Annotated in this window: 12 protein-coding genes, 1 tRNA gene and 1 pseudogene; 3 read left to right on the forward strand and 11 right to left on the reverse strand. The window is 40.1% G+C overall.

The window, feature by feature from the left end; all coding sequences use genetic code 11:
• The 4 genes and pseudogenes from FGQ53_RS01040 to FGQ53_RS01055 all read right to left on the reverse strand — a co-directional run.
• Window positions 1–220: pseudogene (locus FGQ53_RS01040) on the reverse strand (IS630 transposase-related protein); the annotation flags it as partial.
• Between the two features lie 294 nt (window positions 221–514).
• Window positions 515–2,020: a pyruvate kinase gene (pyk, locus tag FGQ53_RS01045; RefSeq protein ID WP_138335202.1), complete on the reverse strand. Its 1,506-nt coding sequence runs from the start codon at window positions 2,018–2,020 to the stop codon at window positions 515–517.
• A 58-nt stretch (window positions 2,021–2,078) separates the two neighbouring features.
• Window positions 2,079–3,086 carry a 6-phosphofructokinase gene (gene pfkA, locus FGQ53_RS01050; RefSeq protein ID WP_138335203.1) on the reverse strand — a complete coding sequence of 336 codons (1,008 nt, stop codon included), beginning with the start codon at window positions 3,084–3,086 and terminating at the stop codon, window positions 2,079–2,081.
• A gap of 82 nt (window positions 3,087–3,168) precedes the next feature.
• On the reverse strand, window positions 3,169–6,270 hold the full coding sequence (locus FGQ53_RS01055) for a DNA polymerase III subunit alpha (RefSeq protein WP_171019050.1): 3,102 nt from the start codon (window positions 6,268–6,270) through the stop codon (window positions 3,169–3,171).
• Between the two features lie 386 nt (window positions 6,271–6,656).
• Here FGQ53_RS01055 and FGQ53_RS01060 point away from each other — a divergent pair, with 386 nt between their 5' ends.
• Both FGQ53_RS01060 and FGQ53_RS01065 read left to right on the forward strand, forming a co-directional pair.
• Window positions 6,657–8,939 (forward strand): Xaa-Pro dipeptidyl-peptidase, encoded by a 2,283-nt coding sequence (locus FGQ53_RS01060; RefSeq protein WP_138335205.1) that lies wholly within the window; start codon window positions 6,657–6,659, stop codon window positions 8,937–8,939.
• Between the two features lie 473 nt (window positions 8,940–9,412).
• Complete coding sequence (locus tag FGQ53_RS01065; RefSeq protein ID WP_138335206.1) at window positions 9,413–9,883, forward strand: arginine repressor; 471 nt, start codon at window positions 9,413–9,415, stop codon at window positions 9,881–9,883.
• 645 nt (window positions 9,884–10,528) lie between these two features.
• Here FGQ53_RS01065 and FGQ53_RS01070 read toward each other — a convergent pair.
• The 4 genes from FGQ53_RS01070 to FGQ53_RS01085 form a co-directional block, all read right to left on the reverse strand.
• Window positions 10,529–12,832, reverse strand: a complete 2,304-nt coding sequence (locus FGQ53_RS01070; protein ID WP_138335207.1) for a DNA translocase FtsK — start codon at window positions 12,830–12,832, stop codon at window positions 10,529–10,531.
• Window positions 12,833–12,917: 85 nt separating this feature from the next.
• Window positions 12,918–14,870 carry a PTS fructose transporter subunit IIABC gene (locus tag FGQ53_RS01075; RefSeq protein WP_138335208.1) on the reverse strand — a complete coding sequence of 651 codons (1,953 nt, stop codon included), beginning with the start codon at window positions 14,868–14,870 and terminating at the stop codon, window positions 12,918–12,920.
• Entirely contained in the window at window positions 14,867–15,778 is a 912-nt protein-coding gene (gene pfkB / locus FGQ53_RS01080; protein ID WP_138335209.1) for a 1-phosphofructokinase, read from the reverse strand. The genes FGQ53_RS01075 and pfkB overlap by 4 nt, the downstream gene beginning before the upstream one ends.
• A complete protein-coding gene (locus tag FGQ53_RS01085) occupies window positions 15,775–16,515 on the reverse strand; it encodes a DeoR/GlpR family DNA-binding transcription regulator (protein ID WP_000920655.1) in 741 nt (246 codons plus the stop codon). The genes pfkB and FGQ53_RS01085 overlap by 4 nt, the downstream gene beginning before the upstream one ends.
• Window positions 16,516–16,676: 161 nt before the next feature.
• Between FGQ53_RS01085 and FGQ53_RS01090 the strand changes: the two genes are divergently transcribed.
• Window positions 16,677–16,764, forward strand: a tRNA-Ser gene (locus FGQ53_RS01090).
• Window positions 16,765–16,842: 78 nt separating this feature from the next.
• On the opposite strand, the gene FGQ53_RS01095 is transcribed toward FGQ53_RS01090, so the two are convergent.
• The 3 genes from FGQ53_RS01095 to pdxS form a co-directional block, all read right to left on the reverse strand.
• A complete protein-coding gene (locus FGQ53_RS01095) occupies window positions 16,843–18,177 on the reverse strand; it encodes an Nramp family divalent metal transporter (protein WP_000094601.1) in 1,335 nt (444 codons plus the stop codon).
• A gap of 1,067 nt (window positions 18,178–19,244) precedes the next feature.
• Complete coding sequence (gene pdxT, locus FGQ53_RS01105; protein ID WP_138335211.1) at window positions 19,245–19,832, reverse strand: pyridoxal 5'-phosphate synthase glutaminase subunit PdxT; 588 nt, start codon at window positions 19,830–19,832, stop codon at window positions 19,245–19,247.
• On the reverse strand, window positions 19,833–20,708 hold the full coding sequence (pdxS, locus tag FGQ53_RS01110) for a pyridoxal 5'-phosphate synthase lyase subunit PdxS (protein WP_000138526.1): 876 nt from the start codon (window positions 20,706–20,708) through the stop codon (window positions 19,833–19,835).
• Window positions 20,709–20,847 lie beyond the last annotated feature (139 nt).

Here is a 20,847-nt window from a genome sequence, read left to right on the forward strand (position 1 = left end):
GTCAAATAAGCGTCTGGATTGTCAGTAAGATAGTTTTTAAGTCTATCTCTATCAACTTTTCTTGGTTTTGTTCCTTTTACTTGATGGTTTAGAACACCTATTTTCTCTTTTAGATAATGGTATTACGTGAGATTTGGAAAACGTGTGATGCTTCTGTTATACTACCTGTTCGCTTACAATAGGCAAGAACTTTTTTACGTAAATCTATTGAATATGCCATAAGAATATTATACCACATTGTGTACTATTTTTGGTTCATTTTACTATAATTTGACTTTCCTAATCGATTTGTTCACATCTTATTTCAATCTACTATATCATGTCATTGCTTGGTCATAAAGACGCTAAGACGACCAATCAAATTTATACTCACATCACAAAAAGTATGGAACAAGCAACGATTTACTCTTTAGCTACAGTTGCATTAAATCAAAAGTAGAAAACTTTTCCCATATACAAAAAAGCCCATCATACAGGCTAGACAGCTTGATACGATAGGCTATTTTTCTATTAATTAACGTACTGTACGGATACGCATTGTGTTTGTACGAACAGCTTCTCCAACTGGTACACCAGCAACAATAACGATATCGTCACCAGATTCTACTAAACCTGCTTCAACTGCTTTACGTTCAGCAATTTCAAACATATCATCAGTTGATGATGGAGCATCTGTCAACATTGGGATAACACCCCAGTTCAACATCAAACCACGTTCTGTCAATTCGTCGAATGTCAATGCCAAGATGTCAGCATTTGGACGGTATTTAGAAATCAAACGTGCAGTGTGACCAGTCTTAGTAAGAGTTACAACCAATTTGATATCCATTGAGTTAGTAGCATCTTTAACAGCTGAAGCCATTACTTCTGTCTTAGAGTTGCGCTCAAACGAATCTGAATCAAGACGTCCGTATTCGTTAAGAAGCGTTTGAGCGTTCTTATCGATTGTAGCCATTGTAGTTACTGACTCAAGTGGGTATTTACCGTTTGCAGACTCACCTGAAAGCATTGTTGCGTCAGTTCCGTCGATAACAGCGTTAAATACGTCTGATACTTCTGAACGAGTTGCACGTGGTTTTTCAGTCATTGTTTCAAGCATGTTTGTTGCAGTGATAACAACTTTACCTGCAGCGTTCACTTTAGTGATGATTATTTTTTGGTAAACTGGAACCATTTCGAATGGTACTTCGATACCCATGTCACCACGAGCGATCATGATACCATCAGCAGCTTCAATGATTTCATCCAAGTTATCGATACCTTGTTGGTTTTCGATTTTAGCGAACAATTGAACATGTCCGTTTCCAGTTTCTTCACAGATTGCACGAACTTCGTTAACGTCTTTTGCAGTACGTACGAATGAAATCGCGATGAAGTTAATACCTTGTTCAAGACCGAAACGGATATCGTCGTTATCGCGTTCAGCAAGAGCTGGGAAAGGAATTTTAGTGTTAGGGATGTTTACACCTTTTTGTTTAGCGATCACACCGTCATTTTCCACTTCAACTACAAATTCACGAGTTGCATCGTCTTTTTCTACAACGCGAAGACCAAGTTTACCATCGTCAACCAATACTTGGCGACCAACTTCAACGTCATCATAGATGTCAAGAGCACCAGCAACGTTCAAAGCAATCACTTCACGAGTTGATTTGATTCCTTGTTTAGTTGCAACACGGATTTTTTCACCAGTTTTGTATGAGTACTCTTTAGCTTCACCTTCGAACAATTCTGTACGGATTTCTGGTCCTTTTGTATCAAGAAGGAAACCAACTTTTTTACCTGCAAGTTTTTCTGCAAGTTTAACAGTTGCCATACGCTCACCTTGTTCTTGGTGGTCACCGTGTGAGAAGTTGAAACGGAATGTGTTAGCACCAGCTTCAATCAATTTAGCAATGTTTTTAGCTGAAGCTTCAACATCGAGTTTTTCACCCCAGTATCCGTCCTCACCAAATTTTTTACCACCACGGATTTCTACCGCAGGACCCAAAGTTGCAACGATTTTTACACGTTTGTTCATGATTTTTGTGACTCCTTTATATATATGACCTTTTTGGTCTTATTAACTAAATTGTAAATTATGACAAGCTCTTATTCAAGCTAGATAGCTCAAGGTCAGCCTTATGTGGGTTGTTAACCACAATCTTACCTTCAGCAGTAAGGCTAAACAATGCTCCTTCTTCTGCAGTACCAAGAATTGGATTTTCAACCATTTTTTCGTTACGAATACCAACCGCAACACCACCGATACCTTCTTTAAGAAGTTTAACAGCATGCGCACCCATACGTGACGCCAATACACGGTCACGCGCAGTTGGAGAACCACCACGTTGGATATGTCCAAGTTCTGTTACACGAAGGTCGCTTGTATCTCCAGCTTCTTTAAGTTTTTGACCAAATTCAGCTGCTGACATCACACCTTCTGCCAAGACGATGATGTTGTGTTTTTTACCACACTCATAACCACATTTAATGCTTTCTACGATATCTTCAATCTTGAAGCCTTCTTCGGGAATGATGATTTCATCAGCACCAGTTGCGATACCTGCCCAAAGTGCGATATCACCAGCATTACGTCCCATTACTTCAACAACGAAAGTACGACGGTGACTTGATGATGTATCACGAATCTTATCGATTGCATCCATTGCAGTAGTAACTGCAGTATCAAATCCGATTGTGAAGTCAGTACCTACGATATCGTTATCGATTGTACCTGGAAGTCCGATAGCAGGGAATCCATGCTCAGTCAAGCGCATAGCTCCGTGATAAGAACCGTCACCACCGATAACAACGACACCTTCGATACCGTGTTTTTTCAACTGCTCAATCCCTTTAAGTTGGCCTTCAAGTTGTGCAAACTCAGGGTAGCGAGCTGAGTGAAGGAAAGTACCACCACGAGAAATGATGTCTCCTACTGAAGCTGCATCTAGGGGATGAATTTCACCGGCAACCATACCAGCATATCCGTCATAGATACCAAACACTTCCATTCCTTCTGAAATTGCTTGACGAACAACTGCACGGATAGCAGCGTTCATACCAGGGGCGTCTCCGCCACTAGTCAAAACAGCAATACGTTTCATATTGGTTTATGCTCCTTTTTCTTTTAACATTCTTATTGATTATACCACATTTGATTTTAAAATTCTTCTATTTTCCGTATTTTTAGCGATAAATCGTTTTCATAACTATTTCATTCAATTTCACTTCTAATTCAGTGGATTTAGATACAAAATGATGGGGAGAAACAATTGTTTTTTGTTCCTCTTCATACCTGATGATGACTGGGATTGGACCTTTATACTGGTCTAAAATACGTGAAATTTCTTGATCCGATTCATGATTTTTCACCTGTATCCAAAAGCGTTCAGCAACTGCTTCTCTAATTTCTTGTGCAATCATTTGCAGACGGCCATCACGTGACTGGATTTTTCCTTTTATATAGTAGAAAGCTCCCTCTTTTATTTCCTGCCCAACCTGACGATATAAGTCTGAAAAGAGAGTGACATCCAATTTTTTCTTACTGTCATCTACCTGTAAGAAAGCCATGTTTTCACCCTTTTTAGTACGAATTACTTTTATTTTCTGAACTTCAACCAAAATAATAGCGTAGCTATTTTCTGATAAATTTCCGATTGGGGTAATCGAGTAAATAGCCTTACTCGCGATAGTTTGTAGAGGGTGTTTGCTGACACCTATCCCTAAAAGCTCTTGTTCCATATAGAATTTTTCTTGTTCTGTCCAATCTTCCGAATCTTGCCAACTATAAATGGTCTCACCAAACAAGCTTCCTAACTCTTTCACAAATTCAAATAGATTAGCTAAATTATTGAATACTTTTTGACGATTTTTTTCAAATAAATCGAAAAGACCAACTTTTACCAAAGGTTCTAGCAGAGGAAGTTTCAGATAATTATCAGGTAATTTAGCTATAAAATCTTCAATGTTAGAATAAGGTCTATTTTCAAGAATCCAAAGTGCCAAATCCTTGCTGACTCCCTTAATCGATTTCAAACCTAGATAGATGGCCCTGTTTGTAATTTTATCGTGATAGGGAATGGTGTTGATGGACAGAGACGCCACTTCAAAGCCTGCTTCAAGTGCATCTGTTAAGTAATCACTGTTGGCAGAATTCAACATTACTTGATAAAAAATGGCTGGATAATGCGTTTTGAAATAAGCCAACTGGAAGGCCAAGGCTGAGTATGCATAGGCATGTGACCTGTTAAAACCATAACCTGCAAACTTCTCCATGACATCAAAGACCTGCTCTGCCTTTTCCGTAGTATGTCCAGCTTCTAATGAACCTTGAATAAAAGAAGCCCTCATCTCATGCATGGCAGAGGCATCCTTTTTCCCCATAGCTCGGCGCAAAATATCGGCTTTCCCAAGACTAAATCCAGCAAATCGCTGAGCAACCTGCATAACCTGCTCTTGATAAAGCATGATACCATAGGTTGGAGCCAAAATATCCTCCAATACTGGATCCAGCACCGTCACTTCTTCCTGCCCATGTTTTCTTGCTACAAAATTATTGATATAATCACTAGCTCCTGGTCGATTTAGGGAAGTAGTCGCTACGACATCTTCAAAACAGACAGGCTGCACACGCTTGAGCAAGCGAATGGCACCAGGTTGTTCAAATTGAAAGATACCTTTTGTATTACCAGAAGCAAAAAGAGCTAGCGTTTTTTTGTCTTCCAAATCGATTTCTTCTATTTTCAGATGAATCCCTTCTGTTTCAGCAAGCAACTCTTTCATTTTCTGGACAAAGGTCAAATTTCGTAGTCCCAGAAAGTCCATTTTCAATAGCCCACTAGCTTCAACTCCATGAGCATCATACTGAGTCAGTGGAATTTCATCACCATACTTTAGAGGAATGTAGTCCGTCAAATCTTGGTCACTGATCACAACACCAGCTGCATGGACAGAGGTTTGTCTTGGATAGCCCTCTATCTTGCAGGCAATTTCAAAGGCTTTTTGGTATTCTAACTTACTATTGATTTGCTGTCGAAATTGGAGATTACCCTCATAAGCTGACTTAAGATTATCACGAAAACTGATTTTCTTAGTAATTGCGGATAATTCATACTCAGGAACACCATAACGTTTCAAAACATCTCGTAGAGCTTGCTTGGCTCCAAAGGTTGAAAAAGTAACGATTTGAGCCGCATGTTTACTACCATATTTATTACCAACATACCTGATAAAATCCGGACGATAAATATCAGGAATATCAATATCAATATCAGGCATGGTATAGCGTTCACGATTGAGAAAGCGTTCAAAAATCAGATTTTTCTCTACAGGGTCAATCCCTGTGATATCCAAGGCATAGGAAACCAAGCTACCAACTGCAGAACCCCGTCCCATCCCCATATAGTAGCCATTCGAACGTCCAAAACGTAACAAATCCCAAACGACCAAAAAATAATCATCAAAGCCCATATCATGAATTACAGCCAATTCTTGGTCTAGACGGTCTTGATATTCTTTACTAGACAACCCCTTCTGAGCAAGACCCAGTTCAGCACGTTCTCTCAACTCTTCTACAGCTGGTCTAGCTGGGTTAAAACGAGGCAGTTTCAGACTAGTATCCAAATCATAAGAAATACCTGAAATAAGCTTTTCTAAATTGTCCAAGGCTTGCGGAAAACATTCTTGGAATAGTTTCTCTAAAGAACTTGCAGATATAAAGACATCTTGTCGTGAACGCAAGGGAACTTCTCTAAGCGGTAGATTTTCTTTAATCGCTGTTAACACTTGCAAAACTTCTCTATCCCTGCTTTCAAAGGCATTGACCCGATAAAGGGGCAAAATAGGATTATGAAATTCGCTTGCCAGTGTTTCTGGGTAAACTCCAATATAGTAATCACAGTCTAGATTTAGCGACTCCAGTCCATCAAAATAAGGCACAATTACCGCAATATCCTCCAGATACTGAGATAAAACTGACCAATCTTTCTCCCCCTGCATCTTGGCTGTTGAGAGTTTCATCAACTGCTGATAGCCCACACTAGACAGAGCTAAAAAGCGCAGATTCACTTCCTGAGCATCCACAAATACAGTCGTTTCAAGCCCTAACAATGGATGAATTCCGTATTTTTTTGTAACCTCTAGAAAGTCAAAAGCACCATAAAGATTATCGATATCCATCATAGCCAGATGAGTGTAGCCAAATTCTTTAGCTGCTCTCACATACTTGTCAATCGAAATAACGCTCTCCATAAAACTATAGACTGTTTTTGTATCTAGTTGTGCGATCAATTTACACTTCTCCTCTATCCTTCTCAGTATATTATACCATTTTCAAAAAGAGAAATACAAAAGCAATAACTCCTATCTCCGTTTTATATTTTACATAAGGCATTTTGGATGAAAAAATAACAAATATATTTGCAGTAAAAATGTTTCTGTAAACTATTTTGAACTTTTTATCCCAATAAATGGATATCTCTTTTAAAAAAGTGAGATAAATTCACTCAAAATTCTTGTTAGATATAGTTTAATTTATGAACACTATAGAATATCACATATTATTTCATATAATTTGTATTCATTATTCTTTAATTAATTTCTTTCTCACTTAATAATTCCCTTTCTCCTATTTTTTTGATATAATAACCTTAATTATTATTTTACAAGGAGGTTTTATGCGCTTTAATCAATTCAGCTATTTATCACTTCCAAGAGATACTATTTTATATGAATTAAAAAAGTATGGATTTGATTTTCCATCTGAGTCAACAAATAAAAAGATGTTGGAGGCTTTTCTAAGTCGTTTCTTTTTTACTTATCAAGACACCAACTACCCACTTTCCATCCTAGCAGCTGATAAAAAAACAGACCTGCTGACATTTTTTCAATCAGAAGATGAACTGACAGCAGATATTTTTTATACTGTTGCTTTTCAACTTTTAGGCTTTTCTTATTTGGTCGACTTCGAAGACAGTGAAGCTTTTCGTAAAGAAACTGGATTTCCCATTGTATATGGTGACTTGATCGAAAATCTCTATCAGTTACTCAATACTCGCACCAAAAAGGGAAATACTCTTATCGACCAACTTGTTAGTGATGGTCTTATTCCGGAGGATAATGACTACCACTACTTTAACGGTAAGAGTTTAGCGACTTTTTCCAGCCATGATGTCATTCGAGAAGTGGTCTACGTTGAGTCTCGTGTCGATACTGACCAAAAGGGCCTACCTGACTTAGTCAAGGTCAGCATCATTCGTCCTCGTTTTGATGGACAGATCCCTGCTATCATGACAGCTAGTCCCTACCATCAGGGAACAAATGACAAGGCTAGCGACAAGGCTCTCTACAAGATGGAGGGCGAGCTCGAGGTTAAGCCTGCTCATAAGATTGAGCTAGAAGAACCTCAACTAAATCTCGTCCAACCTCAAGGCCAAGCTGAGCTTGTGGCACAAGCTGAGGAAAAGCTAAGTCATATCAACTCTAGCTATAGTCTCAACGACTACTTCCTTCCACGAGGTTTTGCTAATATTTATGTCTCAGGTGTTGGTACCAAAGACTCTACTGGTTTCATGACTAACGGAGACTACCAGCAAATCGAGGCTTATAAAAATGTCATCGACTGGCTCAATGGTCGTTGCCGTGCCTTCACTGATCACACGCGCCAGCGTCAAGTCAAGCCTGACTGGTCAAACGGAAAAGTAGCTACAACAGGACTTTCCTATCTAGGTACCATGTCAAATGGTCTTGCTACTACAGGCGTCGATGGTTTAGAGGTTATCATTGCCGAGGCTGGTATTTCCTCATGGTACAACTACTACCGTGAAAATGGGTTGGTGACTAGCCCAGGCGGTTATCCAGGTGAGGACTTTGACTCCCTTGCTGAGTTAACCTATTCTCGTAATCTCTTGGCTGGCGACTATATCCGTGGCAATGAAGCTCACCAAAGTGACTTAGAAAAAGTAAAAGAGCAGTTAGATCGCAAAACTGGTGACTATAACCAGTTTTGGCACGACCGCAACTATCTGCTCAATGCTGATAAAGTAAAGGCAGAGGTTGTCTTTACCCACGGTTCTCAGGATTGGAATGTCAAACCACTTCATGTTTACCAGATGTTCCATGCTCTTCCTGCTCATATCAACAAGCACCTCTTTTTCCATAATGGCGCACATGTTTACATAAACAACTGGCAGTCCATCGACTTCCGTGAGTCCATGAATGCCTTATTGACTAAGAAATTACTGGGACAGGAAACAGATTTCCAACTTCCTACTGTTATCTGGCAGGACAATACAGCTCCTCAGACTTGGTTATCACTTGATAACTTAGGTGGGCAAGAAAACTTTGAAACCTTCTCACTTGGTCAAGAAGAGCAAGTGATTCAAAACCAGTACCCAGATAAGGATTTTGAGCGCTATGGTAAAACCTACCAGACCTTCAATACAGAGCTTTATCAAGGGAAAGTCAATCAGATTACCCTTGACCTTCCTGTGACTAAGAATCTTCACTTGAACGGTCGCGCTCAACTCAATCTTCGTATCAAATCCAGCACAAACAAGGGGCTTTTATCTGCTCAACTACTGGAACTTGGTCAAAAGAAATACCTACAACCTTATCCAGCTATTTTAAGTGCTAAAACCATTGACAACGGTCGCTACCACATGTTGGAAAATCTCTGTGAATTGCCATTTAGACCAGAGGCACAACGAGTCGTGACAAAAGGTTACCTTAATTTACAGAATAGAAACGATTTACTGTTAGTAGAGGATATCACTGCAGATGAATGGATGGATGTACAATTTGAACTGCAGCCAACTATTTACAAGTTAAAAGAAGGAGATACTCTTCGTCTAGTCCTCTATACTACTGACTTTGGAATCACCATCCGTGACAATACCGACTACCACTTGAGTGTCGATCTTGAACAGTCTACACTTATCTTACCTTGTCAGAAGGTATAATGTAACAGACATTCAGTATGGAAAAATTTCCACTTGAATAGTCTAACTAAACATAAACTTGGTATCAAATCCACTCTCAAAGAAGGACTTATGATAAGCCCATAACTGGAGTTTGGATAAAAGATACTAACACCTCTGACCAACATGTGTAACCATCTATCATACACGCTACCACACCACATGTTGGACAATCACTGTGAATTATATTTATAGAAAATTCACAACAAGCCGTGACAAAATGCTACCATAATTAAATGATTCACTGTCAGTAAAGAACAGCAATGTAGATGAAGGGATAGATATCCAATTCAACTGCATCCAACGAGGGACAAATTAAAAGAGGGAGATGCTCTCCATCTAGTTCTTTATACTACTGACTTTGAAATCATATTACTTGACAATACCGCTTACCACTCGACTGACGATTTCGATCAGTCCACGCTTTCTGTACTTTGTACAAGGAGTAATATTTTATGAACAAATCTGAACACCGACACCAACTCATACGCGCTCTTGTTGCAAAAAACAAGATTCATACTCAAGCTGAGCTACAAGCCCTTCTTGCTGATAACGACATTCAAGTTACCCAGGCAACTCTCTCACGCGACATAAAAAATATGAACCTCTCAAAAGTACGTGAAGAAGACAACTCTTACTACGTACTCAATACAGGTTCTATCTCAAAATGGGAGAAACGTCTCGAAATCTACATGGAAGACGCCCTTGTCTTGATGCGCCCAGTTCAACACCAAGTCCTACTAAAAACCCTTCCTGGACTTGCTCAATCCTTTGGTTCTATCATTGATGCTTTGAGTTTCCCTGACGCTATCGCTACCCTCTGTGGCGATGATATCTGTCTCGTTATCTGCGAAGATGCAGAAGCTGCTCAAAAATGCTTTGAAGATCTGAAAAAATTCGCCCCACCATTTTTCTTTGGTGAGTAAACAGAAATTGAACTCAAAAACTGTAGCACTCTCAAAATTTTAAACAGTAGTGAATTGATGTCAGATAACATCTAGCGAATACAATAGCTGATTCCTACTGAAAAGTGAGCTATGCAGTTTTATACTCTTCGAAAACCTCTTCAAACCACGTCAGCGTCACCTTACCGTACTCAAGTACAGCCTGCGGCTAGCTTCCTAGTTTGCTCTTTGATTTTCATTGAGTATTAATATAGTAGATTGAAACTAGAGTAGTACACTACGGCTGCGAAAATATTTCTAGAAATTAATTTAACTTTCCTAATTAATTTGTTCACATCTTATTTCAATCTACTATAAAACAAAAAAGAGAAAACTATCTCATACATGAGTACAAAAGCTCCCCTTATAGTTTCTAGTGAAACACAAACATTCACTAGAAACTATAAGGGGAGTCTTCATATATCTAAAAGAAATTCTAAACCTGTTTCAGCTTGATATAGTGTTTGAATAAAATGTGAACAAATTTATTAGGGAATTCAAATCAATTTCATGCTTTAAAAGTCGTTTCGTACTATTTTAGATTCAATTAATTATACATCATAGATAATCCGCTTCAAAAGTCTCTTCAAATCACGTCATGTTCACATTTCCGTATAAGAGAGAAATTTATTGTTGCAATACTTTTCTTGGTTTGGTACCTTCAGCTGGACCGATGACACCTGCCATCTCCAGTTCTTCCATGAGACGGGTCGCACGGTTAAATCCAACTGACAAACGACGCTGAATCATGGATGCACTGGCTTTCTGCGTCTCGATGACCAAAGCCTTGGCTTCTTCAAAAAGCGGATCTCCACCAGTTTCACCATCTGAAAATTCTCCGTCATTTTCAGAAACCTCACCTGGATCAAAACTCTCATCGTAGTCCGCGTCTGCCTGAGCCTTGATGAAGTTTACGATGCGTTCGACATCATCATCCGAGATAAAGGACCCTTGCAAACGAACTGGATGATTTTCATCAATCGGTTTAAAGAGCATGTCGCCTCGACCAAGCAGTTTTTCTGCTCCATTTTCATCCAAGATCGTACGAGAGTCTGTCCCTGACGAAACTGCAAACGCCACACGAGATGGAACATTGGCCTTTATCAGACCAGAGATGACATCAACGGATGGACGCTGGGTTGCAAGAATCATGTGGATACCAGCAGCACGCGCCTTCTGTCCAAGACGAATAATGGCATCCTCTACTTCCTTGCTAGCCACTATCATGAGGTCAGCCAACTCATCCACAATCACAACAATGAGTGGCAGTGGAATCTGCTTGTACTCAGATTGAGCATTAAATTCCTCTACCTTGGCATTAAAACCTGCAATGTTACGAACCCCCACCTTAGCAAAGAGTTCATAACGGTTTTCCATCTCATCCACAACCTTTTGCAGGGCCTTACTGGCCTTGCGTGGATTGGTCACAACTGGAATCAAGAGGTGGGGAATATCATTGTAAACAGACAACTCAACCATCTTGGGGTCAACCATCATAAATTTGACTTGGTCTGGTCTCGCCTTCATGAGAATGCTAGCAATAATGCCGTTAACTGCTACTGACTTCCCAGAACCCGTTGAGCCTGCGACGAGCAAGTGGGGCATTTTAGAAAGGTCAAAAGCTCTTGCAGTGCCATTAACTGCCTTCCCTAAAGGAATTTCCAAGAGATTTTCTGCTTTCGTTTGAGATTGTTCCCATAGTTCGCGGAAGGACACGGTGGCAATTTCAGAGTTAGGAACCTCAATTCCGACTAGGGATTTCCCAGGAATTGGTGCTTCAATCCGAACATCCTTGGCAGCCAAGGCAAGAGCGAGGTCATCTGCTAGATTGGAGATGCGGTTGACCCGTACACCTACTGCTGGTTTAACTTCATACTTGGTCACTGATGGACCAATTTCAGCCCGTTCAACTGTCACCTTGATACCAAAGCTAGCAAAGGTTTCTTCTAGGATTTTGATATTTTCCCGGACGATTTTCTTCTCTTTAGACTGGTCCTTTGGTTTATCCGGTGCAAAGAGTTGCAAACTCGGGAGTTTGTATTCAAGGGCTTCCTTGGCTGAAAAATCAACCTGTACATCTTCATCATCAGAGCTATCTTCCTCTTCAGCGAATTCAAGCTCTGGTTGAGGCAGGATGATTTCTGGTTCCACCCACTCTTCTTCAGGCATAGGTGGAATATCGTGCACAACTTCCTCTGTCAGAATTTCACCTGTTTCCATATCGACAGGAGGCATATTAAGCAAGACTTTCTCAGCAGCTTCTTTTTCTAATCTAGCCTCTTCCTCAGCCTTTTGGCGAGCTTTTTCTTCTTGTTTGACAAAGCGTTCCTCTTTTCGACGCTCATGCCCTTCCCACCATTTAGCAAAGCCTCTGCTGAAAAATTCAGCGATATCGTAAACAGACCAAGGACTAACTAGGAGAGCACCTGATAAAATCAAAATAGCACCAATAAAGTAAGTACCGATATTTGAAAAGAGAAAGGCTGTTGGCACATAGAGTCCAACACCAATCAAGCCTCCACCAGCAAAACTGGTCGTTCGAAAACCAGTCAAATCAGTCACAACCTGCGCCATGGTTCCCTTTAGGACCGACTTGTCCAAACCATATTTCCAAACCAAATAGGCCTCAAAAATTAAAAGCAATCCCGCAAATATAATGAAAAAGCCAGCTAGGAGGCCTTCCTGTTTTCGTATCCACTTGAAAAAGAAGAGATAGACCAAGAGAGAAAATATTGCCAGATAGGCTAGGCTTCCCACCAGCAAGCGAATTAAATTGTAAAGGGTAATACCTGCAGCCCCTAATTTAAAAGCTGCGAAAATCAATAAAATCGCGATTCCTAGCGAAATCAACATTCGTTGAATCGCTTCTTTTCTTTCGAGTTCTGCTTTAGACGGTCTCCGTCTTGTTTTACTTGTATTTTTGTTTGCCATTCTTCTATTATACCATATTTCACAGGCATTTCGGAAAGAGAAAAAGACTGCACCGTACGGTACAATCTTTTCATTTTTCTATTTTTTATGCTTGAGGTTTGCGTAGGTAACCATAGACCACACCACTTACGATTGCTCCTACCAAGACAGAAACGAGGTAAAGAAGAGTATTTGAAGTAAGAGCGATCACGAAGATTCCTCCGTGTGGCGCCATGAGTTTGATTCCAGCAAGACCAACGAGTCCGCCTGCTACTGCTGAACCAAGGATGAAGCTTGGGATCGCACGAACTGGGTCAGCGGCACCAAATGGAATCGCTCCCTCAGTGATAAATGACAAACCCATGATGATGTTTGTCAAACCAGAGTTGCGTTCTTCTTTAGTAAATTTATCTTTGAAAAGAAGCGTTGCGACAAAAATTGCAAGTGGTGGCACCATTCCTCCAGCCATAACTGCTGCCATGGCTACAGAACCACCTGAAGAAACAGTTGCTGCAAGCGTACCTGTACCAAAGACATAAGCTGCTTTATTGACTGGTCCACCCATATCGACAGCCATCATTCCTCCAAGGACGATACCAAGAAGGACAGCTGAACCGCCTCCAAGACCGCCTAGAAAGTCATTCATAGCAGTGTTGATTGCTGCCATTGGGATGTTAACAGCTAGCATGACAAATCCTGTCAAGATTGTTCCTAGAAGTGGCAAGAGAAGGATTGATTTAGCACCTTCAAGTGAATGAGGAACTTTAACGTATTTCTTGATGGCAAGAACTAAAGCACCTGCGATAAATCCACCAACAAGGGCACCTAGGAAACCAGATGAGACACCTGCAAGAGTTGACGTTGCTTCACCACCTGCTGCATAAGGGATTTTACCAAAGGCAAAACCTTCTTTGGCAATAGCACCAGCCACGAAACCTGCTACCAAACCTGGTTTTTCAGCAATAGAATAGGCAACATAACCTGCAAATACTGGAAGCATCAAACCAAAGGCAGCTCCACCAATTTTCATGAACATAGATGCTAGTTCATTGTAGGAACCAAGATTACCAAGGCTATCATTTGGCACACCCATAGCACCATCAATCAAGAAAGCAAGGGCAATCATGATACCCCCACCAATAACGAATGGCAACATTTGAGATACACCACTCATCAAGTGTTTGTAGAAGGCCCCACCAAGGCTTTGTTTTTCGTTGCTTGCTGTTGCAGCTTTTGCTCCATGAGCAGCATGGTAGACTTCAGCATCTCCTGAAAGAGCCAAGTTGATCAACTCTTCTGTCTTACGGATTCCGTCAGCAACCGGACGATTGATCAATGGTTTGCCATCGAAGCGATCCATTTCAACGGCCTTGTCTGCTGCGATGATAACAGCTTTAGCCTTGCGGATATCTTCTGCAGTTAGTTGATTTCCAACACCGCTAGCACCATTAGTTTCAACCTTGATAACAACACCCATTTCAGCAGCCACTTTTTGAAGGGCTTCTTGGGCCATGTAAGTGTGGGCAATACCTGTTGTACAAGCTGTAACAGCTACGATAAAGTCACCAGATTCATTGGCAGGTGCTTGAACAGGCTCCTCAGTTTTTTCTGAAGCTTGGTCAAAGAGTTCGATGACTTGGTCAGCTGATTGCGCTTGACGGAGTTTGTCTGCAAATCCATCTTTCATCAAGTATTGAGACAATTCTGCTAAGGCTGCCAAGTGGGTATCATTAGCACCTTCTGGAGCCGCAATCATAAAGAAGAGGTCAGTTGCTTGCCCATCCAAGCTTTCGTAGTCAACACCCTTGTTTGACTTGGCAAAGAGAACAGTCGCTTCTTTGACAGCAGAGTTCTTACTGTGAGGCATAGCAATTCCGTCACCCAAACCTGTAGAAGTCAAGGATTCACGCGCCAAAATTCCTTCTTTAAAGGTTTCAAAATCTGTCACGTATCCGTGTTCAACCAAGCTACGAATCATTTCTTCAATAGCTGCTGTTTTTTCAGTTGCTTGTAAATCGAGCAACATGACATCTTTTCTCAATAGGTCTTGAATTTTCATCGTTTTTCTACCTCAACTTTTTCATAAGTTTCTTTTATAAATGCTGCAGTTGCCAAGTCATCAGAGAAAGTAGTTGCTGTCCCACAAGCCACTCCCCATTTGAAGGCCTCTACTGCGTCTTTTGATTTGACAAATTCACCTGTAAATCCAGCGACCATAGAATCACCAGCCCCAACTGAATTTTTAACTGTCCCTTTGATTGGTTTAGCAAAATATGATCCCTCAGATGTTACCAGAAGGGCACCATCCCCAGCCATAGAGATAATGACGTTTTGAGCACCTTTAGCCAGTAACTCACGAGCATAGTTCTCGATTTCATCTAAACTTTCGAGTTTCACTCCAAAGATAGCTCCAAGTTCATGATTGTTTGGTTTAACCAAGAGCGGTTGGTATTCCAAACTATCAATCAAGGTCTGTCCTTCAAAGTCACAAACGACTTGCGCACCCGTCTGACGCGTCAAGGCAATCAAATCTTTATAGATAACATTGCCTAGATTTTTAGCACTTGAACCAGCAAATACAACTGTATCATCTGCTGTCAGACTAGATAAAATAGCTTTCAATTCTTCTAACTGGGCTGGTTCGACATTTGGACCCGTTCCGTTGATTTCTGTCTCTTGGTCTGCTTTGATTTTAACATTGATGCGAGTATCTTCTGCTACTTGGACAAAACGTGTCTCGATTGCTTCATCAGCCAAAGTATCTGTGATAAATTTACCAGTAAAGCCACCGATAAATCCAGTCGCTGTATTTGGAATATCTAAGCGCTTCAAGACACGACTGACATTGATTCCTTTCCCACCAGCAAACTTATCATCACTGTCCATACGATTGACACTACCGACTTGGACTTGGTCCAGACGGACAATATAGTCAATGGATGGATTGAGTGTGACTGTATAAATCATACTTCTATTACCTCCGTTTTCTCCTTAATAACCTGCAAGAGCTCATGCCCTTGACTTGTGATAACAATAGCGCGTTTGAGTGGTGCTACCTTAGCAAAGCAAGTTTGTCCAATTTTAGACGAATCCACCAAGACGTAGGTTTGTTTGGCATTCTCTAAAATAGCACGCTTCACAGCCCCCTCCTCCATATCAGGAGTCGTATAATAGCCATCGTCCACACCATTCATCCCGATAAAGGCACGGTCAAAGTGCAATTGGTTAATCTGGTTAAGAGCAACGCCCCCGATGCTAGCATCTGTCGCCATCTTAACACTTCCTCCAACCATGACAGTTGGAATCTGCTTTTCAACCAACTGAGCAGCATGGTGAATCGAGTTGGTCACAACTGTAACATTCTTATTGACCAATTCATGAATCAAAAAAGCAGTTGTTGTTCCAGCATCGATAAAGATGACATCTTGTTCCTTGATGAGAGAGGCTGCTTTCTGAGCAAGTAGCTTTTTCTCTTGAAGGTTTTTGACAGATTTTTCTTGAATGGTTTCTTCTTCCTGCAAGGAATGGGGCAATTCTGCTCCACCATGCACGCGACGAAGCTTGTTTTCCGCTTCCAACTCATCCAAGTCTCTTCGAACCGTTGATTCTGAGGTCTCTAGCAAACTAACTAATTTCTCTAGAGAAACTACATGATGTTGATTTAACTCCTCTAAAATCAGTTGCTTCCGCTCTGTTTTTAACACTGAATCACCTCCTGTTATCGTTTACACTATTCATTCTATCACACTTTCTTTTAAAGTCAAGCATTTTTTATCATTTTCTTTCAAATTCTATCATTTTTCTTATTTTCAGAATTTTTATTGCAAGATAAGAGCCTTTATGGTAGACTATTTGAGTAAGTATTGGAAGATTACTCAAGAGGCTTAAGAGGCCGTGTTGGAAACGCGGTAGGCGTGTAACAGCGTGCGTGGGTTCGAATCCCATGTCTTCCGTTTATTTTAAAAAAGATACCCAAGAAATCTTGGGTATCTTTTTTCTTATATGCTTGTTTTATAACTCGGGTGAATTTCTTAGAAAATATCAAATAACAATTTCACATTGAGAATTGTTAAGATAATGGAAACAATATAACCAAGGATGGTATTCCATTTAGCATTGGTAAATTCGCCCATCAGTGATTTCTTAGAAGTTAAATAAATCAAAGGGAAGATTGAAAACGGAAGAGCGATTGAAAGAAAGACCTGTGAATAGACCAATAACTGATCCAAGGTTTTTTCCTGATGACCAAACAGAACTGCAACTATCATGACAGGTAGCAAGGCAAAGAGGCGAGTCGCCAAACGAATGAACCATTGAGGCAATCTCATATGCAAGAAACCTTCCATAACGATTTGTCCAGTCAAGGTACCCGTAATTGTCGAATTTTGACCACTGGCTAATAAAGCCAAGGCAAACAAGGTTGATAAGGTCGAGCTAGCTATAGCTCCTGCAATAGTAGAATCCTGCAAGGCATTATACATTTGAGAGAAGGCAGAAATCTCAGATGCATGGCCGAAAAAGAGAGCCGCCCCGAGAATTAATAGAAGGGAGTTAACCACAAAGGCCAAGGATAATTGGAGATTTGAATCCCAGGTCATAAAGCGCACGGCTTTTCGAACATCATTCTTGTCCTTGTGATTGATTTTCCGAGTTTGTGACAAGGAAGAATGCAAATAGAGGTTATGGGGCATAACCGTTGCTCCCACGATCCCTAGTGCCAAGGTTAATTGACTTTCATGCCCTGGCAAGGGACTTTCAAATAAGGTTGCATTCGGTAGATAACCCTCAACGATTCCTTGGAAGCTTGGATGTGACAAAGCTACCAGATAGGTAAAAATTGCTAGAATGGTTAAAATCAGTGTTGTCACAATAGCTTCAATCTTCTTAAAGCCAAATTTCATCAGAAGCAATAAGAGAAAAACATCCAACACGGTCAAGAGAATTGCTATCATAATCGGAATCTTAAAGAGAAGATTGAGAGCAATCGCTGAACCTAGAACTTCTGCCAGATCTGTCGCCATCAAGGCTAATTCTAAAATCACCCATAGACTATAACGAAGCCATTTAGGTGAATGATGAGCCGTTGCTTGAGCCAGGTCCATCTGGGTTACAATACCAAGCTTTCCTGCCATCTGCTGAAGTTGCATGGCAATGAGAGATGAAATCAAGATAACAAACAAGAGACTATACTTATAGGAAGCACCACCGACTACACTGGTAATCCAGTTTCCTGGATCCATATAACCAACTGCGACAAGAGCACCCGGACCTAAAAAGGCATTTAAATTTTGCCAGAAATGATTGTTATTTGGAGTATCGATAGATTGATTAATCTCAGAGAGTGACACTTTTTTATGAGAAGACATAGATACTTACCTCTTTCTAAACCTACTTTTTCATTATTTTCTATTAGAGAAAAATAAGATTGACTTTAAACTATTAAAACAATGAAAACTATATGAAAAACATTTAGTTTTTTCATTATTTTTCTTAAGGCACCTTAATATTTTTCTTAAGGCACCTTAATTATAACACAAAAATGAAAACTATATGAAAAACATTTAGTTTTTTCATTATTTTTCTTAAGGCACCTTAATTATAACAGAAAATATGATAAAAACTTAAGAAAATTCAGGACTTGATTTAATATTTAGGATACAACAAAATGTTGTATTCTTTTTTTGCAAAAGAATACCAAAGAATAAAATAAAAAACGTTGTAAAACACCTGATATTATGCGTTTTTTGATTTTAAAGACTTTTTGCTTGATCCTTTTCACCCTGTTTAACCGCCATTGATTTTAACTCATTACCCACATCTCAAAAAAGATTTAAAATTGTCTTAATCTCCTTTATTGTGCCGCTTTTGGAGTTTTTTTGGTATAAACTTCTACGCGCATCCTATGAAGCAAGACAGACTCATAGCTTCATACATAATAGAACGAGTATCTCCATCTGTAGAGATACTCGTTTTTTGCTATTTTCGAAGTGATCTTTTTGACCAGTCCTATACATCATTTTTATACTCAACGAAAATCAAAGAGCAAACTAGGAAGCTAACCGCAGGTTGCTCAAAGTACAGCTTTGAGGTTATAAATAAGACTGACGAAGTCAGCTCAAAACACAGTTTTGAGGTTGTGGATAGAACTGACGAAGTCAGTAACCATACCTACGGCAAGGTGAAGCTGACGTGGTTTGAAGAGATTTTCTAAGAGTATTAAGGAGTATAGAATAGTATTTTAACTCCATCCTCTAAAGTGCTTTCAATAAAAGATACTTGAACACTATATTCAGCATATAAGCTTTATGCCCTAAGTCAAAACAATCATTCTTTTCTAATTTATCGTAAATAAATCTAAAATCACAGAATACTGTCAGATGACTTAAAAAATGATTCTTTGGAAAAAGCGAATCAAAACTTGATTTATCACTTTTTATTCCACTATCTTCTCGTTACACATATTAATAAAATACTGATGTAAGCGCACATCATCAGTCAATTCTGGATGAAAAGAAGTTACCAGCATATTTTTTTCTTGAGCTGCAACGATTTGATTATCAACTCTTGCTAGAATTTCTACATCTTCTCCAACACTGCTGATAATTGGACCACGGATAAAGGTCATTGGAATCTGACCGACTCCCTTACATTCTGCTTCCGTGTAGAAACTTCCTAATTGGCGCCCATAGGCATTGCGCTCGACCACCATATCCATAGTTCCTAGATGACTCTCTTCCTGAGAAGTAATTTCCTTAGCCAGCAAAATCAAACCTGCACAGGTTCCAAAGGCTGGTAAACCAGATAGAATGGCTTCTCGAATGGGAAGCAGCATGTTTTGGTCTCGTAAGAGCTTGCCCATGGTTGTAGACTCCCCACCAGGCAAAATCAAACCGGATAAGTCACTCTGATGTTGCTGAAAATCCTCTAAATTTCTGATTTCAACACTCTCGACACCTAATTGATCCAACACTTTTGCATGTTCTGCAAAGGCACCTTGCAAGGCCAATATTCCAATTTTCATCTATTTCCCTCGCTCAGCCATGAGGATTTGGATCTCATTTTCATTGATACCAACCATGGCTTCCCCTAGATCTTCAGAGATTTGAGCTAGAATTTGAGGATTTCGGAAGTTAGTCACAGCCTTAACAATGGCACTAGCCCGTTTAACAGGATCCCCTGACTTGAAAATACCTGAACCGACAAAGACCCCCTCTGCCCCTAATTGCATCATCAGCGCAGCATCTGCTGGCGTTGCAACGCCTCCAGCTGCGAAGTTTACAACTGGCAATTTTCCATGCTCATGGACATATTGAACCAATTCTACAGGGACTTGCAATTCCTTGGCAGCAACATAAAGTTCGTCCTCACGTAGATTTTGAATGCGGCGAATTTCCTGATTCATCATACGCATATGGCGAACAGCTTGGACGATATCTCCTGTACCTGGTTCTCCTTTGGTACGAATCATAGAGGCACCCTCAGCAATACGTCGCAAGGCTTCACCCAAGTCCTTAGCCCCACAAACAAAAGGAACTTGGAATTCTTTTTTGTCCACATGGAAACGGTCGTCTGCTGGAGATAAAACTTCACTCTCGTCGATATAGTCAATCTCAATAGCCTCTAAAATCTGAGCTTCAACAAAATGCCCGATTCTAACCTTGGCCATCACTGGAATACTAACCGCTTCTTGGATTTCCTTAATCATCTTTGGATCACTCATACGGGAAACACCACCAGCTGCACGAATATCAGCCGGAATCCGCTCCAAGGCCATAACAGCTGCCGCACCAGCAGCTTCTGCGATACGGGCTTGTTCAGGATTTTGAACATCCATGATAACCCCACCTTTGAGCATCTGTGCCAAGTTTTTATTTAGTTCATAACGATTTTCAGTCATTTATTTTATCCTCATTATTTATATTGGTAGCTACCATTTCATTTTAAGTTAGATTAGAATGAATCACAAGATAAAAAAATCATAATTGTATGGGTACAGATTGACTAAAAAACTATCTGACCTTCATTTAAGGCCAGAT

Source organism: Streptococcus mitis (assembly GCF_005844455.1).
Lineage (GTDB): Bacteria > Bacillota > Bacilli > Lactobacillales > Streptococcaceae > Streptococcus > Streptococcus mitis_BF.